We start from the raw sequence: 21,977 nt of genomic DNA, 5'->3' as shown, positions 1-21,977 counted from the left end.
AGGTTTATACCCTTGTCGCCATGGTGCCGGGCAAAGCCCGGCACCATGCTTCCCGACTCAACTCAACTGGAAGTCCGCTACCGTCACCGTGGTGTGATTGGCGACTCCAACCAGGGTGATGGTGCCGCCATCGACGCCATTGATGGTCACGACCGTGTCATTTCCGGCATCGCCGATGGCGACCCGACTGGCGAAGGTGTCCAGCGTCAGGCCGAAGGCCGCGATGTTCAGCAGATCCTGACCACCTGCCGGATTAGCATCGAAGCCGATGACGGTGTCGTTGCCAAAGTTCGGGCCAAACACCAGGATGTCGTTGCCCTGACTGGCATCCATGAAGTCATCACCAGCGCCACCGGTCATAACATCGTTGCCCAGGCCACCGATCAGCACATCGTTGCCATCGTCACCGTCCAGCAGGTCGTTGCCGTCACCACCCAGCAGGGTGTCATTGCCGGCCTCGCCGTGCAGCTGATCGATACCGACGCCCCCTATCAGGGTGTCGTTACCTTCACCGCCATACAGCACATCGTTGCCACCTGCACCGTTGAGCGTGTCATTGCCGATACCACCGAACATCATATTGGCCAGGCCATTGCCGTTGGCATTGGCACCGTTGGCTCCGACATGCACCAGAATTTCCACATTGGCTCCAAGGGTATAGGTAGCGCTGCTGGAGTACACCGTATCGATGCCTCCGCTGGCAGCTTCGACCGTTACATCTCCCGCAACATCGACGTAATAACTGTCGTTACCCGCGCCACCTACCAAGCGATCGACGCCAACGCCACCGTCCAACGTGTCATTTCCTGCGCCACCGGTGATGGTGTTATTGAGGGCATTACCGGTACCGCTGAAGTTGCCGACGCCGATGAAGGTGAGATGCTCCACGTTGTCGCCCAGGGTGTAACTGGACAGCGTGGTGCGCACCGTGTCGGTTCCTGCACCAATGCCCTCCACAACCTGGTCGCCCACACTGTCGACCACATAGGTGTCGTTGCCGACACCGCCGGTCATGAGGTCGTCGCCCTCGCCGCCGTTGAGCGTGTCGTTACCGGCACCGCCTTCCAGCACATCGTCACCGGCCAGGCCGTTGAGCACGTCGTTACCGCCTCCGCCGACGATCTGGTTGGCCAGCTCGTTGCCGTTGCCGGTGAACGCTCCGCCGTTGATCTTGACCAGATTCTCGACGTTGGCCCCCAGGGTGTAGGTGGCCAGGGTAGTGCGTACCGTATCGATGCCCTCATCGGCCTCTTCGATCACCTGATCGCCAACTGCATTGACCACGTAGATGTCATTGCCGCTTCCCCCACGCATGAGGTCATTGCCCGCGCCACCATCGAGGAAGTCGTTGCCGCTGCCTCCGATCAGGGTGTCATTGCCGGCCCCGCCGAGAAGGATGTCATCGCCATCGCCCCCCTCGAGCAGGTCATTGCCGGCGCCACCATCAAGGGTATCGTCGCCGTCCATGCCCTGCAGGGTATCGTTGCCTCCCAGGCCATTGAGCACGTCGTTGCCCACATTGCCCTGCATCACGTTGGCCAGCGCATTACCGTTGGCCACAGTGCTGCCAGCCCCGCCATGAATCAGGTTCTCGACATTGGCACTCAGGGTGTAATTGGCCAGGGTCGAGTACACCGTGTCGGCGCCAGCGCCTGCCGCTTCCACCACCACATCGCCGGCATCGTCGACGTAGTAGAAGTCGTTACCGGCGCCACCGACCATGCGGTCTGCGCCCGCCCCACCATCGAGCACATCGTTGCCTGCGCCACCAGTGATGGTGTTGGCCAGCGCATTGCCGGTTCCGACGAAATTGCCTGCACCGATGAAGGTCAGGTGTTCGAGGAATGTAGCCAGGGTGTAGTTGTTCAGCGTTGTGCGCACAGTGTCGGTGCCGCCTCCCTCCTCCTCGATCAGCTGGTCGCCGAGGCTGTCGACCACGTAGGTGTCGTTGCCAGCACCCCCGATCATCAGGTCGTCACCTTCGCCACCATTGAGGGTGTCATTACCGACACCGCCCTCCAGCACGTCATCCCCGGCCAAACCATTGAGCGTGTCGTTACCGCTGCCGCCGACGATATGGTTGGCCAAAGCGTTGCCGGTACCGGTGAAGTTGCCGCCATTGATCTTGAACAGGTTCTCGACATTGGCTCCCAGGGTGTAGCTGGCCAGCGTCGTGCTGACCGTATCGGTCCCACCATCTACCTCCTCGACTACCTGATCGCCAGCGGCATTGACCACATAGCTGTCGTCTCCGGCGCCACCGACCATGGTGTCGTTGCCGATACCGCCATCGAGCAGGTCGCTGCCATCGCCACCCTGCAAGGTATCGTTGCCGGCGCCACCGCTGAGCACATCATCGCCAACCCCACCGATGATGGTGTTGGCCAATCCGTTACCGGTACCAGTGAAGGCATCCGTGCCGAGATAGGTCAGGTGCTCGACATTGGCGCCCAGGGTGTAGCTGGCCAGCGTGGTGCGAACCAGATCCGTACCACCGCCCGCACCTTCCACGACCTGATCACCGACTTCGTCGATCTCATAGGTGTCGTTGCCAGCACCCCCGATCATGATGTCGGCGCCCGCGCCACCGATCAGGGTGTCATTACCCGCCCCGGCGTTGAGCGTGTCGTTACTGCCGCCACCGACGATGACGTTGGCCAGGGCGTTACCGGTTCCGACGAACGCGCCTGCCCCGATGTAGCTGAGATTCTCCACGTTGGCGCCCAGCACGTAACTGGCCAGAGTGGTGAGCACGGTATCGTTGCCTACATTGGCCGCCTCGATAACCTGATCGGCGAAATTATCCACCATATAGGTATCGTCGCCGCCACCACCGCTCATGCTATCTGCACCCACGCCCCCATCGAGCAGATCATTCCCGGCACCACCCTGGAGCATGTCGTTTCCGCCACCGCCACTCAGGCTGTCATTGCCGGCTCCGCCTGCTATCTGGTTGTCCAGATCGTTGCCACTGCCGTTGAAATCCCCTTCTCCAACGAACGCCAGATTTTCCAGGTTGTCACCCAAGCTGTAGCTGTTCAGAGTAGTGAGCACGGTATCCGTACCGCCACCCAGCTCTTCGATCACCTGATCGCCCAGGCTATCGACCACAAAGGTGTCGTTGCCGGCACCGCCGATCATCTGGTCATCGCCCTCGCCGCCATTGATCAGGTCATCGCCAGCGCCACCATCGAGGATGTCGTTGCTGGCCAGCCCGAAGATGCTGTCATTACCGCCCAGCCCTTCGAGCAGATCGACACCCGGCGTACCGATCATCACATCGTTGCCTTCGGTACCTACTGCACCGAGGCCGAGAATGACTGCGGACGAGGTGACGAACTCCAACGTATTGCCGTTGTCGGTGTAGCTGACAACGACGCGGAGCATCTGACCGGCCAGCGCCTGACCGGGAAGGAAGGTCGCACTGTTGGCCCCAGGGATATTGGCGAAGCTCTGACCATCGCCAGCTTGCCATTGATAGTGGAACTCGACGCCATCGAGCCCATCCGCATCAGTAAACGCAGGAGTCGCTTCAATCTGCTGACCGGTGATAGGCTCCAGATTGCTGAGCAGTACGGTTCCCAGCGGCAGATCGTTCGGATCGCCACCTTGCACGACCAGACTGGTCGGCGCCGAGAACACGGTTTCCAGCACGCCATGAGCGTCCTTGTAGATCGCCTTGACGCGCAGGGCCAGGCCCTCGAGTTCGGGGGTCACGGTGAAGTTCGGGCCGGTGGCACGGGCGGCCTCGCCGCCGATGTTTTCCGTCACGATATCTTCGAAGGTACCGTCGCCCTCAGGATCCACCTGCCAGTAGTAGCTGATGGGCCCGGTTAGCGAACCACCCAGGTTACTGGCGCTGACGTTATCGCCATCAGTTACCCAGGCTGCCGAGACGCTGAGCACCTGGCCGACACTGGGCGAGCCGTCGCTGATACGCAGCACGCCTTCCACCTCGGCATTGCGTCCTTCGACCAGCACCATGGCCTGGTCATTGAACTGGATGCGCTCGATATTGCGGATCATGTCCGCGCCATCGGCGCCGACCGCATCGAACTGGCCGTCGCCATCGTTGTCCACGGGCGCCGGGCCGATATGACGCACGCCCCACAGGCCGTCGCCCCACTCGATCACTTCATACTCGGACATCAGCCCCGAGTAGACCGCCGTGTCGAAGGAGTGCCCAAGGTTGTTCGAGTCGACCATGCCGGACATCAGCTCGCGGACGATGACCAGTTGCCCCGGGTTGTAGGTGCCGTTGAGCATCAGCGGGATCATCGGCACCATGCTGTTGAAGGTGGCGATTTCCGGGCCCGTGCCGTCGAGGTTCTGCCGCACGCTGATGCGCACGTTGAGCCACATGTCGCCGTCGATCAGGTCGTCGCCGCCGTTACCGGCGATCAAATCGCTGCCATTGCCGCCGAGGATGATATTGCCCGCGCCAAAGGAGGTGACCTCGCCGGAGGTGGTCAGTGGATCGGCCAGTTGATTGATGAACGCCCGCAAGCCGTCGACCATGTCCATATAGTCGTCGCTCAGCACGCTGCCGTAGGCACCGGACATGGCAATGGCCGTGGCGTCGCGGTCGTCGCCGTTGAGGATATCGGCATGGTGCGAGCCGGACAGCCCTTCCATGAACTCGAAGCGCGCCAGCACCGACACATCGGACGGCGCCACCGGTGTTTCGTCGAAGGCGCGCAGGCGGAAGTCGACGTTGACCCCGAACGGATCGTCGCGGAAGCCCGCCCAGTCGAAGCCGGAGCCACCGACGTAGCGATCACCCTCGCCGCCGTTGCCGAACATGATGTCGTCACCGCCCTCGCCGTCCATGCGGTCGATGATGCCGAACTCGCCGATGAACACGTCATGGCCGCTCACGTCGTCCAGGCCGAACTCATTGAAGTTGTCGCCGCCGTTGCCGTCGGGACCGCCCAGTTCCAGCCAGTCGTTGCCTTCGTTACCGAACTGCGCCTCGTTGCCGCGGGTGCCGAGAATGAAGTCGTCGCCCGGGCCACCGAAGATCTCCGTGCCGTCCTCACCTGATATGACGAAGTCCTTGCCATGGCCGGCCATCACCAGGTCGAAGCCGTTGCCCGTATGGATCACGTCGTTGCCTTCACCCGCGCGGATCACATCGTCGCCGCCCATGTCGGTGATGATGTCGTCGCCGGCCCCGCCCATGATGAAGTCGTTGCCGAAGCCGCCCTCCAGGCGGTCGTTGCCAGCGTCGCCCCACAGGGTGTCGTCGCCGATGCCGCCCACCAAGGTGTCATTGCCGTCCGTGCCGCCGAGCACCACGTGCTCGCCGCCGTTGTACTGCAGGAAGTTCGGCCCGCGCATCACCTCTGGCAGCAACGGGTTGTCGCCTTCCGGATCGGCGCGGCCATCATCGCCCAGGCCGGTGTACTGCTTGCTCTGATCCACCTCGAGGATAAAGCCCGGGGTGGAGAAGATATCCCCCGGCAGGTGGGTGGCATCGGTGTTGGCCATGACGATGCGCGAGAAGAAGTTGTTCTCCATCTCGGTGAGCATGTTCAGGCCGGCCAGGCGCTCCAGATAGTAGAAGCGGTCGGCATCCTGCAAAGCCTCCATCTGCGTCTCGAAGACGAAGTTGAAGGTGGAGCCGAGCATGCCGCCGAAGGGCATGATCTTCTCGGCCAGGCCGCCGATCCAGAAGTCGATGGCGTTGACCCCGGTAGTGGCCGCCGGACCGTAAAGGAAGGCGGCACGGTTGACGCCAGCACCATCGGCATCGAACAAGCGCTCCTCGGCGGTTCCCTCGTTGATCAACGCCGTGCCGCCGAATACCAGGGCGAAGGCCACCGCCCGTTTCTCGGCCAGGGTATTGACGTCGAGAGCCAGCAACGCCTCATGCGTACCATAGGCGGCGATGAAGTTGACCAGCGAGGTCTGGTGCTTGAGGTTCATGGCGAAGTCGACCCAGCTGGTGTACGGCTTGAGCTGGCTATCGCCGGTCATGTTGTAGAACTCCTGACGCGCCGCGTTGAGCGACGGCACCCCGGTATCGCGACCACGGGCCAGGTTGATCGCCGCCAGGTCCAGCGGCAGGCCAAGCAGGTTATTGCGCAGGGCCTCGGTGACGAACTCGTCGATCTCGTTGCCGAGCTGCCGGGTCATGCCGCGTGCCAGGGCGCCAGCGGCTTCTTCCGCCGAGACGGTGATGTATTCCGGATTGCCCGGTCCCACTGGCTGGAGCGGATCGAAGTCCGGATTTCTCAGCTGGTTGAACATCAGTGGATTGAGGAAGGCCTCGATCAGTCCCAGCTCGCTGGAGACGAAGTTCGGGTCGAAGCGATCCACTGTCTCGGTCAGCATCGAGTGACCGAAGCGGTACACCACGTGGGCGAACTCGGCGAGGATCGCCGGGTTGAGGGTGCTGTCGTAGACCTGGGTGGCGTTGAAGAACACGTCCACCTGCGGCTGCACCTTGCGCGCGAACTCCTCGAACACCAGGTGCTGATACTGCATCTCGGTGGCGAAACGCGCGGCCTGAAACAGCCGCTCGCCGTTCCACACCAGGCCGTCCGGGCTGCCCGGCAGGCTGCTCACCGGCTCCAGCAACCACTGGTTGATGAAGTCGATATCGTTGGAGGCCAGCACCACGTCCTTGGTATGCGCGACCACGCGGTTGTGCTCGGCGTGGAACACATGGTGAATGGCGGTCAGGCCGATATTCTCGTTGCCGCGGCCGTCGCCGGTAATGAAGTGGGCATCGAGCAGCTCATCGTCGTAGGTATTGCCGCTGCTCTGCCCGCCGCCGAGGGTCAGCCCCACGGCATCGTCGCCGTCGGCGGTCTTCAACGCGCCAGTCTGGCTGTTGAAGGGATTGGCGTTATGCGCAATATCGTCGAGGAAGGCGTGATTGGTGCGAATCACATCGTTGGGCACCTCCACCCCACCCGGCCCGGCGGAAACCAGACCACCACCGGTGACGAACTGCGGATAGCCGTTGCCACCCGGGATGAACTTGCCGTACTGGTCGGTGGCCAGCAGCGGCACGTTCACCACATCGGCATCGCTCAGCACGATGCCCAGCATATCGAGCGCCTGGGCCTTGATTTCGGCCCAGGTCGGCAGGCCGCCATCGGCGCCATTGAGCAGGCGCCCGGTAGCCACCGGGCCGTCGTCGGTCATGGCGTACTCGCGCAGGAACACCTGGTGCGAGGCATGCGAGGTGTAGGTCTGGTTCTGGTCGACGAAAGGCGTGGTCTGGTTGACATGCACATGCACGTCATCGGAGGTGCCAAGCACACCGTCCGTACCGGCCAGCACCGCCTGGTTGGTGGCGCGCGTCAGTACCATGAAGTTGGCCGAGCCACCCTCGACATAGAGCGGATCATCAGGCTGCAGCGGGATGAACACCGTGCCGTTGCCGCCCTTGTTGACCAGGTCCAGGCCGTGATCGAAGAACTGGCCGAACAGGGTGAACCAGGAGTTGAAGCCCGCCGACAGCCCCTCGTCCGGCGCGCTGTTGGGAATGAACAGCGGCACCCCACCCGGGATCGGCTGGCCGTTGAGATCCAGCAGCACGCCGTTTTCGTCCAGAGTACCCAGGCCGGCATCGACATAGGCCTGCACCGCCGCCAGGTTGGTGATGGTCTGGTCGACGATCAGGTTGGAGATGGTCCGCGGATCGGCATCCACCACGTTCCAGGGCGCGGTGGGATCGTTCGGATTGGTCACATCGGCCGGATCGTAGGCATAGTTGCCATTGACGAACACACCGCCCGGCGCCGGGCCATTAAGATCGATGCTGTCGCCATCGCCATCGTTGATGAAGTGCTGCGTCGTCGAGGTCGGGAACGGCTGATCCGCCGCGCCGAAGTACTGCTGCCCCGGCACCAGGTTGTTGAACGAGCCATCCACCGTGCGCAGCCCCCAGGGCAGGCGTGAGTTGGGGATGATGTCCATCAGGTCCTCGCCGGCGGCATGGCGCTCGGCAATGATGATCTGGTCAAGGATGAACTGCAGGTCGGAGCGGATCATCCGCAGGCCATTACCGGGGCTGACCACATCGCTTTCCGTCGGCAGCGGAGCCGGTGGCAGCGGCAGTTCACCGCCCGCCACCGGATCGGTGGCAGCCGAGGCCACCCGCTCCATCACGCCGTTATCGTCCTGGTAAATGGCGATCACTCGGATCGCCAGGCCATCCAGATCGGGAGTGACACGGTAGGACACGCCATCCTGGGTGGACGGCCGCGCGCCGCCCTCGACGACGATATCCTGGAAAATGCCCGAGCCTGGATCCGCCTCGAACTGCCAGACATAGCTGACCGGCCGGCCATTGATCAGACCGTTGGCATTGTCCTCGTCGCCGACGCCTGCGGCGGAAACCCGCAGCAGTTGGCCCATGGCCGGTGCATCGACAGGGTCGCCATTGACGTCGAGAATCTGCAGCGTGCCCGTGGGCGAGAAGTTGCCGCCCTGCTGGGTACCGGCCACTTCCTCGACGAACTGGCCGCCGACCAGCACCAAGGCGCTGTCGGCGAACTGGATGCGCTCGATATTGAGCAGGCGGTCGGTACCTTCGTCGCCAACGTTGTCGGTGACGATGGTCATGCCGGCCAGCGTGGTCACGGTGTAGTTCTCGCGCGGCCCGCCGTACAGCGCGGTGTCGAAGCTATCGGCGCTATCGAGGATCTCGCGCTGGATCACCAGTTGCCCAGGGTTGTAAACGCCGTCGAGCATCAGCGTGATCATGTCTTTCATGCTGTTGAAGGACGCGATCTCATTGCCCGTACCGTCGTTGTTCTCGCGCACGCTGATACGCACATTGAGCCAGCGATCACCGTCGATCAGGTCGTCGCCGCCGCGACCTTCCAGCACGTCGCTGCCGCCACCGCCGAGGATGATATTGCCGCTACCGAAGGAGCTCTGCGGCGCCCCGAAGAACTCGGTGAGCATCTGCTGCAGGTTGGTGATGCGGGCGATGCCCTCGGCAGTCAGCAGACTGCCCTGGGCACCGGCCTGGGCGATCAACGCAGCATCGGCGTTGTCGCCGCGCAGGATGTCGCCATGGGCCGAGCCGGACAGGCCTTCCACCTCGGCGAAGCGGTCGAGGATACCGGCATTGGATGGCGCCACCGGCGGCTCGACGAAGTCGTCGACGATCAGGTCGACCTTCACCCCAACAGGGTCGTCCTTGTACACCGCCCAGTCGAAGCCGGAGTTACCGTCGAAGTGGTCGGCGCCTTCGGAGCCGACCATGATGTCGTCGCCGCCCTCGCCTATCACCTCGTCGAAGCCGGGGCCGCCGATGAACACGTCATGGCCATTCACGGTATCGGTGGAGAACGGCTCCAGGTTGTCGCCGGGGGCACCGTCCTGGGTGCCGATCTCGATCCAGTCGTCGCCCTCGTTACCGGCGGTCTGCAGGTTGCCCTTGGCGCCCAGAATGAAGTCGTTACCGGTGCCGGCAAAGACCTCGGAAACGTCCTCACCGGTGATGATGAAGTCGTTGCCATGGCCGCCGAGGATCAGGTTGAAGCCGTTGCCGCCGTGGATGACGTCGTTGCCGTCGCCACCCTTGAGCACATCGTCGCCACCCTTGTCGGTGATGATATCGTCGCCGGCCCCGCCTTCGATCACGTCGTTGCCGTCGCCGCCTTCCAGGCGGTCGTTGCCGCCGTCGCCCCACAGGGTGTCGTCACCGATGCTGCCGATCATCACGTCGTCGCCTGCGGTGCCGCCAAGCACAACGTGCTCGTCGCCGGTATAACGCAGGTAGTTGGTTTCGACCGCCGGCGTCTCCAGGTTGTCGCGGATCACCAGGGGGATCAGCGGATTGTCGCCAACCGGATCGGCGCTACCGAGTCCGTCGTTGAACTGCGCCGACTGATTCACCTCGAGGATCAGCCCCGGTCTGGAGAAGATGTCCGCTGGCAGGTGCACCGCATCGGTATGGCGCATCACCAGCTTGGCGAAGGAATTGTCCTCCATCTCGGTGAGGAAGTTGAGGCCATCCAGGCGCGCCAGGTAGTAGAAGCGATCGCCGTTCTGCAGCGCCTCCATCTGCGTCTCGAAGACGAAGTTGAAGCTGGAACCGAGCATGCCGCCGAAGGGCATGATCCGTTCGGCCAGGCCGCCGATCCAGAAATCGATGTCGTTGACCCCGGTGCTGGCCGCCGGCCCGTTGAGAAAGGCCATGCGCGCGTCGTCGGAAATCGCCCCGCCGCCGAACACGATATCCATGGCTGCGGTGCGCTTGGCAGCCAGACCTACGGCGCTGGTGATGCTGATATGAGTACCGTAGGCGGCAATGAAGTTGATCAGCGACTCCGGATGTTTCAGGTGCAGGGCGAAATCCAGCCAGCTGGTGTAGGGCTTGAGCTGGCTGTCGCCGGTCATGGCATAGAACTCGGCGCGTGCCTCGTTCAGCGACGGCACGCCGGTGTCGCGACCGCGGGCGATATTGATCGCCGCCAGGTCCAGCGGCAGGCCGAGCAGGTTGCTGCGCAGGGCACCGGTGACGAACTCGTCGATCTCGTTACCCAGTTGCCGGGTCAGCCCACGAACGATGGCGCCGGCAGCTTCTTCGGGTGTTAGCGTGCCGTTGTCATTGAACGCCAGCGGGTTGAGGAAGGCCTCGATCAGCCCCATGCTGCTGTCGTTCTGGAAGCTCGGATCGAAGCGATCCACGGTCTCGGTCAGCATCGAGTGACCGAAGCGATACACGGTGTGGGCGAACTCGGCCATGATCGCCGGGTTGATCGTGGCGTCGTAACCATTGGGGATAAGGAACTCGTCCACCAGCGGCTGCACCTTGCGCGCGAATTCCTCGAACACCAGGTGCTGGTACTGCATCTCGGTACCGAACTTGGCGGCCTGGAACAGGCGTTCGCCGTTCCATACCAGGGTCGACAGATCGGCCGGAATCGAGCCGACCGGCTGCAGCAGCCACTGATTGAGGAAGGCGATATCACCGTCGGCGGCGGCCTGCAGGGCCACGTCCTTGGTGTGCTCGACCAGGCGGTTGTGCTCGGCGTGGAACACATGGTGCACGGCGGTCAGGCCGATGTTCTCGTTGACCCGGCCATCGCCGGCCATGAAGTGGGCGTCGAGCAGTTCATCATCGTAGGTGCCCGCCAGGCCGTCATTGACCCCGGCCACAGCATCGGCATCGGCTACCAGCGGCGCGCCGGTCTGGCTGTTGAACGGGTTGGCCGAATGAGCGATGTCATCTAGGAAGCCATGACCGGTGGTCAGCGCCAGGGAGGCGTCCACTGGTGCATCCAGGCTGGCCTCGACCAGGCCGCCGGCGGTAACCAGTTGCGGCAGGCCATTGGCGCCCGGGATGAAGTTGCCGTACTGGTCGGTGGCCAGCAACGGCACCCGGCCGACGTCTTGATCGTCCAGCACGATGCCCAGCACGTCGCGAGCCTGGGCCTTGAGCACGCCCCAGGTGGCCATGCCGCCCAGTTCCACGTCGTCCTCGGTGCCGAAGATGCCGTCTGCCCCCAGGTCGCGGTTGGTCAGCAGCTTGCCGGTGGCCATGGGTTGGCCGTCCACCAGCACATAGGCGCGCAGGAACACCTGATGCGAAGCGTGCGAGCTATAGGTCTGATTCTGATCGACGAACGGCGTGGTCTGGTTGACGTGCACGCGGTTGCCGTCCGCGTCCACCTCGACGCTGGCGCGGGTGATGACCATGAAGTTGGTCTGTGGCGTGGCCGGGTTGTACAGCGGGTCGTCCGGCAGCAACGCAATGAAGACAAAGCCGTTGCCGCCCTTGTTGACCAGGTCCAGACCATGGTCGAAGAACTGGCCGAAGAAGGTGAACCAGGTGTTGAAGCCGGCCGAAAGCCCTTCGTCCGGCGCAGTATTGGGGATAAATAACGACTGGCCGGCAGGAATCGCCACCCCGTCGAGGTCCAGCACGGTGCCAACGGGATAGGGATTGCCATCCGGGTCCAGCTGGCTACCGTCGGCAAGCAGGCCCATCCCGGCATCAATGAAAACCTGTACCGCCGCCGGGTTGCTGATGGTCTGGTCGACGATCAGGTTGGAGATAATCCGTGGGTCGGCATCGGCCACGTTACCAGCGGCGCCGTAGTCGGTGTTGGTCACCAGCCCACCCGGCGCCGGACCGTTCATATCGAAGGTGTCGCCGTCCTGGTCGTTGCGGAACTGTTGGTCCAGTAACAGGAGGAACTCCTGGTCGGCGGCGCCCCAGAAGGTACGGCCCTCCACCAGATTGTTGTAGCTGCCATCCACTGTACGCAGCCCCCAGGGCACCTGGGAGTTGGGCAGCAACTCGCTCAGGCTCTGTCCGGCGGCATGCGCCTCAGCAATGAAAATCTGCTGCAGGATGAACTCGAGATCGGATTTGATGAAATTGGCCATTTCCTTCCACCTCTGATGCCCAGCAGCTGAATGCGCAAAGTCGGAGGAATCCCTGGCACAGAAGCAGCCCACCCCGTCCGTTGCGCATCACGCAATCGTCAGAGCGTTCCCGGGATAGAGGCCAAACGCTGCCACACCGATATGCTGGGCTAATCGGCGTGCAATCAGTATTTGGTATGTCCCTATGCTGAAGCTGGCACGAAGCCTAGCGTCAGAAATCAGGCAGTATTAGACCCGTGCAATTGCGGGTCGGCGAAATGCCCTGGCAAAGACGCCTCAGGCGTCCGGTAAAACATGATTCCGATGGTGATCACCCCATACAGGAGCTTGCCAACCAGAGCCGTGTCGACTTCTTGGCTTGGATCACACGCCTAGACTTAAGTCCTAGCCAATAGGATTGTCAAGATACCGTCAGTCGCCTAATCAATTACCAACCATTCCTATAAGCTTTTATTGAATAAAGATTTTTTTAATGAAACAAAACGAAACATCGAAAAAATAAGACGCTGTAATCCCTTGCGCAGCGACGAAAACCCCATCTATACCTAGAGGGCGACACCCAAAGAGACAAGAAAATGTCTCCAGTAGACGGTCCTGCACGCCAATCGTCGAAATGCCGTCACCCCATGCAGGACGCCCAGCGAACATGCAGTGCCGGAGGGTCCCATGGACGTCCCGCAGTCCCCGCGTTCCGAGCTGGCTGAGGTGCTGTTTCGCCTGCGCCGCACCTTCTACGCCCTGGCCGCCTTCAGCGGGGTGATCAACCTGCTGATGCTGACCCCGGCTGTCTATATGCTGCAGGTCTACGACCGTGCCCTGGTCAGCAGCAATGTCACCACCCTGCTGATGCTCACCGTGCTGGTGATCGGCCTGTATGTGCTGATGGCGCTGTTGGAGGTGGTGCGCTCGAGCGTGCTGATCCGCGTCGGCAACCGCCTCGACATGATGCTCAACAAGCGCATCTTCGGCGCCGCCTTCGAGCGCAACCTGCGCCGCGCCGGCGGCAACCCGGCACAGGCGCTGCAGGATCTCTCACAGGTTCGCCAGTTTCTCACCGGTAACGGCTTGTTCGCCTTCTTCGACGCCCCCTGGACCCCGATCTTCCTGCTGGTGATCTACCTGGTACACCCACTGCTTGGCCTGATTACCCTGATCGGCTCTTTACTGCTGGTGAGCCTGGCCTGGCTCACCGAAGTCAGCACCCGCAAGCCGCTGGCCGAGGCCAACCAGGCCTCGCTGGTATCCGGCAGTTTCGCCAACAACAACCTGCGCAACGCCGAAGTGATCGAGGCCATGGGCATGCTGCCGGCGATTCGCCAGCGCTGGTTCGGCAACCACCTGAAAATTCTCGAGCTGCAAACCCTGGCCTCAGACCGCGCGGCCTACATCGCCGGGGCCAGTCGCTTCGTGCGCGTCACCCTGCAGTCGCTGATCCTGGGCGCCGGCGCCTTGCTGGCGATTCAGGGCACCATCACCCCGGGCATGATGATCGCCTGCTCGATTCTCTCCGGCCGCGCACTGGCGCCGGTGGAGCAGGTGATCTCGGCCTGGAAGCAGTTGCTCTCCAGCCGTGCAGCCTGGGCTCGGCTATCCGGGCTGCTGGCCGACTTTCCTGCGCAGAAGCCGTCCATGCCGCTACCCAAGCCGCTGGGCATGCTCCACGTGGAGAACGCCTTCGCCAGTGCACCGGGCTCGCCCACGCCGATACTGCGCGGCGTCAGCTTCAATCTGGCACCCGGCGAGGCCCTGGGCATCATCGGCCCCTCGGCCTCAGGCAAATCCACCCTGGCACGTCTGCTGGTTGGCGTCTGGCCGGCACAAGGCGGCAAGGTGCGCCTGGACGGCGCCGACATCTATCAATGGAACAAGGCCGAACTGGGTCCCTGGCTCGGCTACCTGCCACAGGACGTCGAGTTGTTCGAGGGTAGCGTCGCCGAGAACATCGCGCGCTTCGGCGCAATCGACGGCGAGGCGGTGATCCTTGCCGCCAGGCAGGCCGGTGTGCACGAGATGATCCTGCACCTGCCACAAGGCTACGACACCCACCTGAGCGCCGACGGCGGCTCGTTGTCCGGCGGGCAGAAGCAACGTATCGGCCTGGCCCGTGCACTCTACGGCGAGCCATCGCTGATCGTCCTCGACGAGCCCAACGCCAGCCTCGACGACGTCGGCGAAGCGGCGTTGCTGCAAGCGCTGCTCGACCTCAAGCAACGCGGCAAGACCCTGGTGCTGATCTCCCACCGCCCCACCGTGCTGAACATGGTGGACAAGGTGCTGGTACTGCGCGAAGGCGCTGTGCAGATGTTCGGCAGCCGCGATGAGGTATTCGCTGCGTTGCGCCAGGCCAACGTGATCCCCACCGGCAAGGGGTCGCCGACCCTGGCCTCGGTAAGGGCCAAGGAGTGACATGCCATGTCCGATCTGCAGTTCGAAAGCAAGGGGCTGATACTGACGGATAGCCCCTGCACGGTTGACATGGACGACGGCAAACCGAGTCGCTGGGGCTTGTCGCTGGTGCTCGCAGGCTTCGGTGGATTCATTCTCTGGGCCATTCTCGCGCCGCTGGATGCCGGGGTGGTGGCCAATGCCACGGTCAACGTCACCGACAACCGCAAGACCATCCAGCACCTGACCGGCGGCTCGGTCGGCGCCATCCTGGTGCGCGAGGGGGATCTGGTGCAACGCAACCAGCCACTGATCGAGCTGGACGCCACCCGTGCCATCGCCGAGCAGGGCATGGTCAGCGCGCAATACATAGTGGTCAGCACGGTGAAAAGTCGCTTGCAGGCCGAGCGTGACGGCGCCACACAGGTCGAGTTCGATCCCGAGTTGCTCAGCCGATTCGCCAACGACCCACGCCTGCATGCCTCCGTCGCCCTGCAACAACGTCTGTTCACTACCCGCCGCACCGCGTTGACCGGCGAAGCCGAGATTCTCCGCGAGAACATCCTCGGCGCCGAGGAACAGCTCAAGGGCCTGCGCCAGGTACAGCACTCGCGCAGCGCGCAGATCAGGTTGCTCAACCAGGAACTCGACGGGGTGCGCAGCCTGGCGGCGGAAGGTTATGTGACGCGCAACCGCATGCTCGAACTGGAACGCAACGCCGCCGAACTGAGCGCCTCGCTGGCGCAGAACATCGCCGACACAGGGCGTACGCGCAACCAGATCGCCGAGCTCAAACTGCGCATTCTCCAACTTGAACAGAATTACCAGCAGGAAGTGCAATCACAGCTCAGCGATATGCAGAAAGAGGCCGCCGCCCTCGCCGACCGCCTGCGGGCGCTGGACTACGAAGTCAGCAACACGGTGATCCGCTCGCCCATCGATGGCGTGGTACTGGGACTGTCCGCCTCCACCATAGGCGGGGTGATCCAGGCCGGCTCGCGAATCATGGACGTGGTGCCGGCCAATGAGCCGCTGCAGGTCGATGCCATGGTGCCGGTACAAGCCATCGACAAGATGCAACCGGGACTGCCGGTGGACATCGCCTTCCCCGCGTTCAATCACGCGCAGACGCCGAACATCCCCGGCCGCGTACTGACGATTTCCGCCGATCGCCTTATCGACGAGACCAACAAGCAGCCCTACTACCTGGCCGAGATCGAGGTCACCGCCGATGGCATGGACAAGCTGGGCAGCAATCGCATTCGCCCCGGCATGCCGGCCACCGTGACGATCAAGACCGGTGAACGCAACCTGATGAGCTATCTGATGAAGCCCATGCTCGACCGTATCGACGGGGCCTTCAAGGAGCAATGACATGCTCGTACGCCAGATACTGTCAGGCCTCTGCTGCCTGGCCTGCCTGCCCGCCCACGCCATGGACCTGTTACAGGCCTGGGAATTGCTGCAACTGCAGGGCCCGACCTATCGCGCCGCCGTCCACGAGCGTGCCGCTGGTCTGGAAAACCCCGCTATCGGCAGGGCCGGGCTGCTGCCGCAGATCACTGCCAGAGCCAGCAAAAGCCAGGTCGACGGCACCCAGGAGCAACAGAATGCCTTTGGCCAGCGCATCGAGAACGATCTGGACTACGACTCGGAAAACCTCAGCCTGCAATTGCGTCAACCGCTGTACAACCGCCAGAAAATGGTCGAGTACCGCCAGGGCAAGCAGCGCGCCAGCTATAGCGAAGCGGTATTCGATGCCAAGACGCAGAACGTTGCCGTGCGCCTGGCCAGCCGCTACTTCGACGTGTTGCTGACGCGCGAGACCATCGACCTTTCGCGCGCCAAGCTCAAGGCTTTCGAGCAGCAGGTTGCGGCTGCCAAGCGCCGCTTCGATCTGGGCGACGGCACCATCACCGACGTCGACCAGGCCACCGCCCGACGTGATCTGGCGCAGGCCGGCGTGATCGAAGCCGAAGACAATCTGGTGGTCGCCCTGCGCCTGCTGCAGGAGTTGCTCGGCAACAACCCGGATCAACTCGCCACCCTGCACGCGGAATTTCCTACCCCGCCCCTGCAACCGGACAACCTCCAGGACTGGCTACAGAAGGCGCAATTGAACAACCCTTCGCTGCGCGCACGCCAGCTCAATCATGGCCTCGCCGAAGAGGAGGTCAAACGCGCCAGCAGCGCCCACTGGCCCACTCTTGACCTGGTACTGGGCTATACCGACAGCGAGAGCGATTCGCTCTCCACCATCAACCAGACCAACCGCTACAGCTCCATCGGCCTGGAGTTCACCATGCCGCTTTACTCCGGCGGCGGCGTCAGCGCGCGGGTGCGCCAGGCCACCGCGAGCCGTGAACAGGCCGGGGAAGAAGTCAATGCCAGCCGCGAGGAAGTGTTCTCCGCCACAACCCGTGAGTTCCGCGGCGTGCAGAGCGGCCAGGCGCGTATTCGCGCCCTGCAGCAGGCCGTCATTTCCAGCGAGCGGGCACAGGATTCGGCGCGCAAGGGGTTTCTCGCGGGCTCCAGTACCAATGTCGATATCCTCAACGCCGAGGAACAGGTGTTCATCGCCCGCCGAGATCTGCTCGAAGCCAAACTTCGCTATCTGCTCGCACGCCTGCAACTGGCCGCTGCGGTCGGCCTGCTCGGCGAGGACGATATTCTCCAGGTCAATGCCTACCTGGGACCGGAGTTGGCACTCGGCTACTGAGCCGGCGTTCTGCCCGATTCCCTGGCCTGGTATTCAGCGCCAGTGGCGCTGCTGAGCGCGCCTGGTCTGCCCTGCGCCGAACATCCAGCCGCACAGCACCACCAGCACCTCCGCCATCCAGGCCAGCAGCAGCGCGCTGATCACACCCCAGAGAATCGCATCCGGGGTAAACAGCACCTGATAACGGTAAGCCTGCAGGGTTTCCTCGAACAGCTCGTGATCCGCGCCAGTCGCCAGGTGCCAGGCCTGGGAGTACCAGGGCCCCTGCATGGCCTGCCATTCGCGTTCGAGCAAGGCGGAGCGCTGCACCAGGTGCCCGACGCTCTTGGCATCGCTGCGCATCACCGGGTCATCGCTGACGCGGTAGTGCGCCACCAGCGCGTCCATATCGCCCTTGAAGAAATTGCGCGCCGTTTCCTGAAAGCCTTTGAGACTCTGCTGCGACTCCAGGCGATGAGCCTCGACCCGCTTGGCGTAGTCATCGACGAAGCCCGGCACCTGCACGCCGAGCAACAGACCGAAAGCGAACAGCGTCAGGCGCAGGTAGCTTCTAAGCATGAGTTCAGGCCTTGCCGTGAGTAATGCATTCGCCGCGGCGCCACAGGCGCCATTCGCCCGGCTGGTACAGCGACCATTGTTCGTTGTCGGTCAAAGGTTCAGTGGCGATGACGGTCACCACGTCGTTGGGCGTGGTCTCTGACTGGAAATCCACCTTCAGATCCGCGTCCTTGAGCTGCGCAGGGCCGAACGGCGCGCGGCGGGTGATATGCGCGAGCTTGGTCGAGCAGAAGCTGAACAGCCAGTCGCCATCGCTGAGCAGGCAGTTGAACACGCCGAGCTTGCGGTAACTGGCACAGGACGCCACCAGCACCGGCAGGAGCATTTCCACCGATACCGGTTCGGGAAAGGCGCGACGCACGCGGTTGAGCAGATCGCAGAACGCCGCCTCGCTGTCGGTCTCGCCGACCGGTCGGTAGAAGGTAGTGGAGCCTTCCAGGCCCGCCAGCTGCCCGTTATGGGCGAAACACCAGTTACGCCCCCACAACTCACGGCTGAAGGGATGGGTGTTGACCAGGCAGACCTTGCCGACGTTGGCCTGGCGGATATGGCCGATCACCACTTCGCTCTTGATCGGGTAGCGCTGCACCAGCTGCGCCACCTCGGATTCGCTGCTCGCCCGCGGGTCCTGGAACAGACGCAAACCGCGCCCTTCGTAGAAGCCGATCCCCCAACCATCACGGTGCGGCCCGGTGCGGCCACCACGTTGCATCAACCCGGTAAAGCTGAACACGATATCGGTGGGTACATTGGCGCTCATGCCGAGCAATTCGCACATCGAATCAATTCTCCTTGCCGAGGATCAGGCGCAGGCGCTCGGCTTCATCTTGCAGACGCGCTTCGATTCGCTTGCGGCCCATTGGCAGAAAACGCACCAGCAATCGCCAGAGCAGCGCCGGCAGGTCACCCGGCCGACGTGGAATCAGGTGTAAATGGAGATGGGGCACGTGCTGATTGGAATCCGGGCCGTCATTGATCAGCAGGTTGATGCCGTTCTTACCAAAGCCAGCCTCGCGCAGCGCAGCAGCGATACGCTCGGCCAGCGTCAACAGACGCTCACGTACCGGTGGCGGCAGATCACGTAGAAAGGGCGCATGCACATGGCTGACGATCAGCACATGGGCCGGACGCATCGGGAAGATGTCCAGCAATACGATGAAATCTTCATCTTCATACAGACGATGAGCGGGTAGCCGTCGCTCGGCAATGGCACAGAACACACAATCCATCGGGCCTCCCTTGCACAAGGCCATCATGCTGAACGCCTGGGCCGGCAGGCGCAAGGGGTCAGATCAAATACGCGGTTCCATACGCCCCGAGCGATCACGCCCGTAGTCACGAATTGGCAGGTCGTCGTCCTCTTCCATGCGCTCGCGCAAGGTGCGCGGGTCTTCGTCGGGCTCGGTTACATGCTCGCTCTGACGCCCTTTCCACCAACGCTCGATGGGCCAGCGAACAGCGACGAACACTAGATACACGGCAAGCGCGATCAGGCTATAGAGCGCCAGATCAGCGACCGCGCGCCAGGCGTTGTTGCCAACCTTGAGCAATATATCCATGGCGGTAACCGCGAGGGCGGGCGCGAACAGTTCGCGCGCCGGGTCGACGATGGTCGGGCTGAACAGCAGCACGGCCATCAACACCCGCAGCGGCTCGCGCAGGTAACGCCACATCCAGCTGGTCAGGCGCATCCACACCAACAGGCAACCCAGGGCAGCAATCCCGTAGGCCGCCCAGGCCAGGAGGTAGTCGTTTTCATTCATCATAAGCAGGCGCCGGCGTGGCAGGTCTGGCAAAGGGGCGCTTATGATAGCGGCTTTTGCCCAGCGCGGCGCCCCTGCCGTCGCCCTCTCGTTCTCTGGAGCCACGCCATGTCCTCTGCCCCCATCGCCCGCCAGGAAGCCGGCAACGACCCTTATCACTGGCTGGAAAACCGCGACAGCGACGAGGTGCTGGCGCACCTGCAGGCAGAAAATGCCTACCTGGATGCCGTGCTGGAACCGCAACAGGCCCTGCGCGAGCAGCTGTTCGAGGAGATCAAGGGGCGCATTCGCGAGACCGATCTGTCGCTGCCGACGCCCTGGGGCGACTACCTCTACTACCAGCGCACCACCGCCGGAGACGAATATCCGCGGCACTATCGTTGCCGTCGCCCTGCCGATGGTTCGCTGGATGTCGACGCGGCCAGTGAAGCGCTGCTGCTCGACCCCAACGAACTGGCCGGTGGCGGCTTTCTTTCCGTCGGTGCGTTCAGCATCAGCCCCGACCAGCAGCGCCTGGCCTACAGCCTCGACAGCAGCGGCGAGGAAATCTACCGCCTGTTCGTCAAGGAGCTGGGAAGCGGCCAGATCAGCGAACTGCCCTTCGACGACTGCGACGGCAGCATGACCTGGGCGAACGACAGCCAGACGCTGTTCTTCACCGAACTGGACGATACCCATCGCCCCTACAAGCTCTACCGTCACCGCCTCGGCGACACCGCTGCGCAAGCCGTATTCGAGGAAGCTGATGGCCGCTTCTTCCTGCACTGCTACCGCTCCAGCTCCGAGCGCCAGTTGATACTGCAACTGGGCAGCAAGACCACCAGCGAGGTCTGGGTGCTCGACGCGCAGCAGCCGCAGGGCGACTTCAGTTGCCTGGCACCGCGTGAGGAAGGCCACGAATACGATGTCGATCACGGCATGCTGGATGGCCAGTGGTGCTGGCTGATTCGCAGCAATCAGATTGGCATCAACTTCGCGCTTTACCGCGCCAGTGAGGCGCAGCCGCAACGTTCGCACTGGCAACAGATTCGCGCCCATGACCCGCAGGTGATGCTCGAAGGCGCCACGCTGAAACAGCGCGCTATCGTCCTCGCCCTGCGTGAAGGCGGCCTGCCGATTCTCGAAGTGCAGCCGCAGGGCGCCGAAGCCTATCGCGTGCAACTACCGGACGCCGCTTACAGCCTCTACGTGCAGGACAGCCTGGAGTTTCACAGCACGGTGATCCGTCTGCGCTACGAAGCGCTGAACCGCCCCGCGCAAGTGCGCCAACTGGAACTGGCCACGGGCGCTCAGCAGGTCCTCAAGCAGACACCGGTAGAAGGTCCGTTCGATGCCGATGCCTATGAAAGTCGGCGTCTCTGGGCCACTGCGGCCGACGGCACGCAGATACCGATCAGCCTGGTGGCGAGGCGCGAGGTATTCGCCGCAGGGAAACCTGCACCGCTCTATCTCTATGGTTACGGCGCCTATGGCGCGAGCCTCGACCCCTGGTTCTCCCACGCCCGCCTGAGCCTGCTGGATCGCGGTTTCGTCTTCGCCATCGCGCATATCCGCGGTGGCGGCGAGATGGGCGAAGCCTGGTACCGTGCCGGCAAGCTCGAGCACAAACAGAACAGCTTCGGCGATTTCATCGCCAGCGCCGAACGCCTGATTGCCGAGGGCCTGACCACCCCCGCGCAACTGGCAATCAGCGGCGGCAGCGCCGGCGGCCTGCTGATCGGCGCCGTGCTCAACCAGCGCCCCGACCTGTTCGCTGCTGCCATCGCAGAAGTTCCCTTCGTCGACGTGCTCAACACCATGCTCAACCCGGAACTGCCGCTGACCGTCACTGAATACGACGAATGGGGCGACCCGAATCAGCCCGAGGTCTTCGAGCGCATCAAGGCGTACGCGCCCTACGAGAATGTGCGCGCCCAGGCTTATCCTCCCATCCTCGCTGTCGCCGGTTACAACGACAGCCGTGTGCAGTACTGGGAAGCTGCGAAATGGGTGGCCAAACTTCGCCGCGACAAGACCGACAGCAATCTGCTGCTGCTCAAGACCGACCTCGGCGCTGGCCATGGCGGCATGAGTGGGCGTTATCAGGGCATCAAGGATGTGGCGCTGGAGTACGCCTTCCTGTTCCGTGTGCTAGGGATAGCACACCCGTAGGAGCGGTTGGGCGGCATTCCGCTTCAGCAGCGACTCCC

9 protein-coding genes are annotated in these 21,977 nt (G+C 63.1%); 4 read left to right on the top strand and 5 right to left on the bottom strand.

From position 1 onward, the window contains the following. Positions 1–57 precede the first annotated feature (57 nt). Complete coding sequence (locus JWV26_RS19780; RefSeq protein WP_206417625.1) at positions 58–12,363, bottom strand: peroxidase family protein; 12,306 nt, start codon at positions 12,361–12,363, stop codon at positions 58–60. A gap of 666 nt (positions 12,364–13,029) precedes the next feature. Here JWV26_RS19780 and JWV26_RS19775 point away from each other — a divergent pair. From JWV26_RS19775 to JWV26_RS19765, 3 genes are read left to right on the top strand one after another with little or no spacing between them, the layout of a single operon-like run. Continuing rightward, positions 13,030–14,769, top strand: coding sequence for a type I secretion system permease/ATPase (locus JWV26_RS19775; protein ID WP_074914331.1), 1,740 nt, complete (start codon positions 13,030–13,032; stop codon positions 14,767–14,769). 6 nt (positions 14,770–14,775) lie between these two features. Then, on the top strand, positions 14,776–16,122 hold the full coding sequence (locus JWV26_RS19770) for an HlyD family type I secretion periplasmic adaptor subunit (RefSeq protein WP_072424646.1): 1,347 nt from the start codon (positions 14,776–14,778) through the stop codon (positions 16,120–16,122). A gap of 1 nt (position 16,123) precedes the next feature. Beyond that, the gene (locus JWV26_RS19765; protein WP_074914328.1) at positions 16,124–17,467 is read left to right on the top strand and encodes a TolC family outer membrane protein; all 1,344 of its coding nucleotides are present in this window, start codon (positions 16,124–16,126) and stop codon (positions 17,465–17,467) included. Positions 17,468–17,500: 33 nt separating this feature from the next. Here the strand turns inward: JWV26_RS19765 and JWV26_RS19760 are convergent, their stop codons facing one another. The 4 genes from JWV26_RS19760 to JWV26_RS19745 form a co-directional block, all read right to left on the bottom strand. Beyond that, on the bottom strand, positions 17,501–18,025 hold the full coding sequence (locus tag JWV26_RS19760; protein WP_206417624.1) for a DUF2937 family protein: 525 nt from the start codon (positions 18,023–18,025) through the stop codon (positions 17,501–17,503). A 4-nt stretch (positions 18,026–18,029) separates the two neighbouring features. After that, complete coding sequence (locus tag JWV26_RS19755) at positions 18,030–18,803, bottom strand: class II glutamine amidotransferase (protein WP_003461657.1); 774 nt, start codon at positions 18,801–18,803, stop codon at positions 18,030–18,032. A 4-nt stretch (positions 18,804–18,807) separates the two neighbouring features. Continuing rightward, entirely contained in the window at positions 18,808–19,254 is a 447-nt protein-coding gene (locus JWV26_RS19750; protein ID WP_206417623.1) for an HIT family protein, read from the bottom strand. 63 nt (positions 19,255–19,317) lie between these two features. Next, a complete protein-coding gene (locus JWV26_RS19745) occupies positions 19,318–19,791 on the bottom strand; it encodes an MFS transporter (RefSeq protein WP_206417622.1) in 474 nt (157 codons plus the stop codon). Between the two features lie 105 nt (positions 19,792–19,896). On the opposite strand from JWV26_RS19745, the gene JWV26_RS19740 reads away from it, so the two are divergent. Beyond that, entirely contained in the window at positions 19,897–21,939 is a 2,043-nt protein-coding gene (locus JWV26_RS19740) for a S9 family peptidase (RefSeq protein WP_206417621.1), read from the top strand. Positions 21,940–21,977 lie beyond the last annotated feature (38 nt).

The sequence above is a fragment of the Ectopseudomonas toyotomiensis genome (genome assembly GCF_017167985.1).
Taxonomy (GTDB): Bacteria; Pseudomonadota; Gammaproteobacteria; order Pseudomonadales; family Pseudomonadaceae; genus Aquipseudomonas; species Aquipseudomonas toyotomiensis.
The sequence above is the reverse complement of the archived record's forward strand: the minus strand, read 5'-3'. Positions and strand labels throughout refer to the sequence as shown.

Coding starts and splice junctions, on each gene's coding strand:
- JWV26_RS19765 (WP_074914328.1), top strand. CDS start 16,124: ATGCTCGTACGCCAGATACTGTCAGGCCTCTGCTGCCTGGCCTGCCTG.
- JWV26_RS19750 (WP_206417623.1), bottom strand. CDS start 19,254: ATGGATTGTGTGTTCTGTGCCATTGCCGAGCGACGGCTACCCGCTCAT.
- JWV26_RS19740 (WP_206417621.1), top strand. CDS start 19,897: ATGTCCTCTGCCCCCATCGCCCGCCAGGAAGCCGGCAACGACCCTTAT.
- JWV26_RS19760 (WP_206417624.1), bottom strand. CDS start 18,025: ATGCTTAGAAGCTACCTGCGCCTGACGCTGTTCGCTTTCGGTCTGTTG.
- JWV26_RS19755 (WP_003461657.1), bottom strand. CDS start 18,803: ATGTGCGAATTGCTCGGCATGAGCGCCAATGTACCCACCGATATCGTG.
- JWV26_RS19775 (WP_074914331.1), top strand. CDS start 13,030: ATGGACGTCCCGCAGTCCCCGCGTTCCGAGCTGGCTGAGGTGCTGTTT.
- JWV26_RS19770 (WP_072424646.1), top strand. CDS start 14,776: ATGTCCGATCTGCAGTTCGAAAGCAAGGGGCTGATACTGACGGATAGC.
- JWV26_RS19745 (WP_206417622.1), bottom strand. CDS start 19,791: ATGATGAATGAAAACGACTACCTCCTGGCCTGGGCGGCCTACGGGATT.
- JWV26_RS19780 (WP_206417625.1), bottom strand. CDS start 12,363: ATGGCCAATTTCATCAAATCCGATCTCGAGTTCATCCTGCAGCAGATT.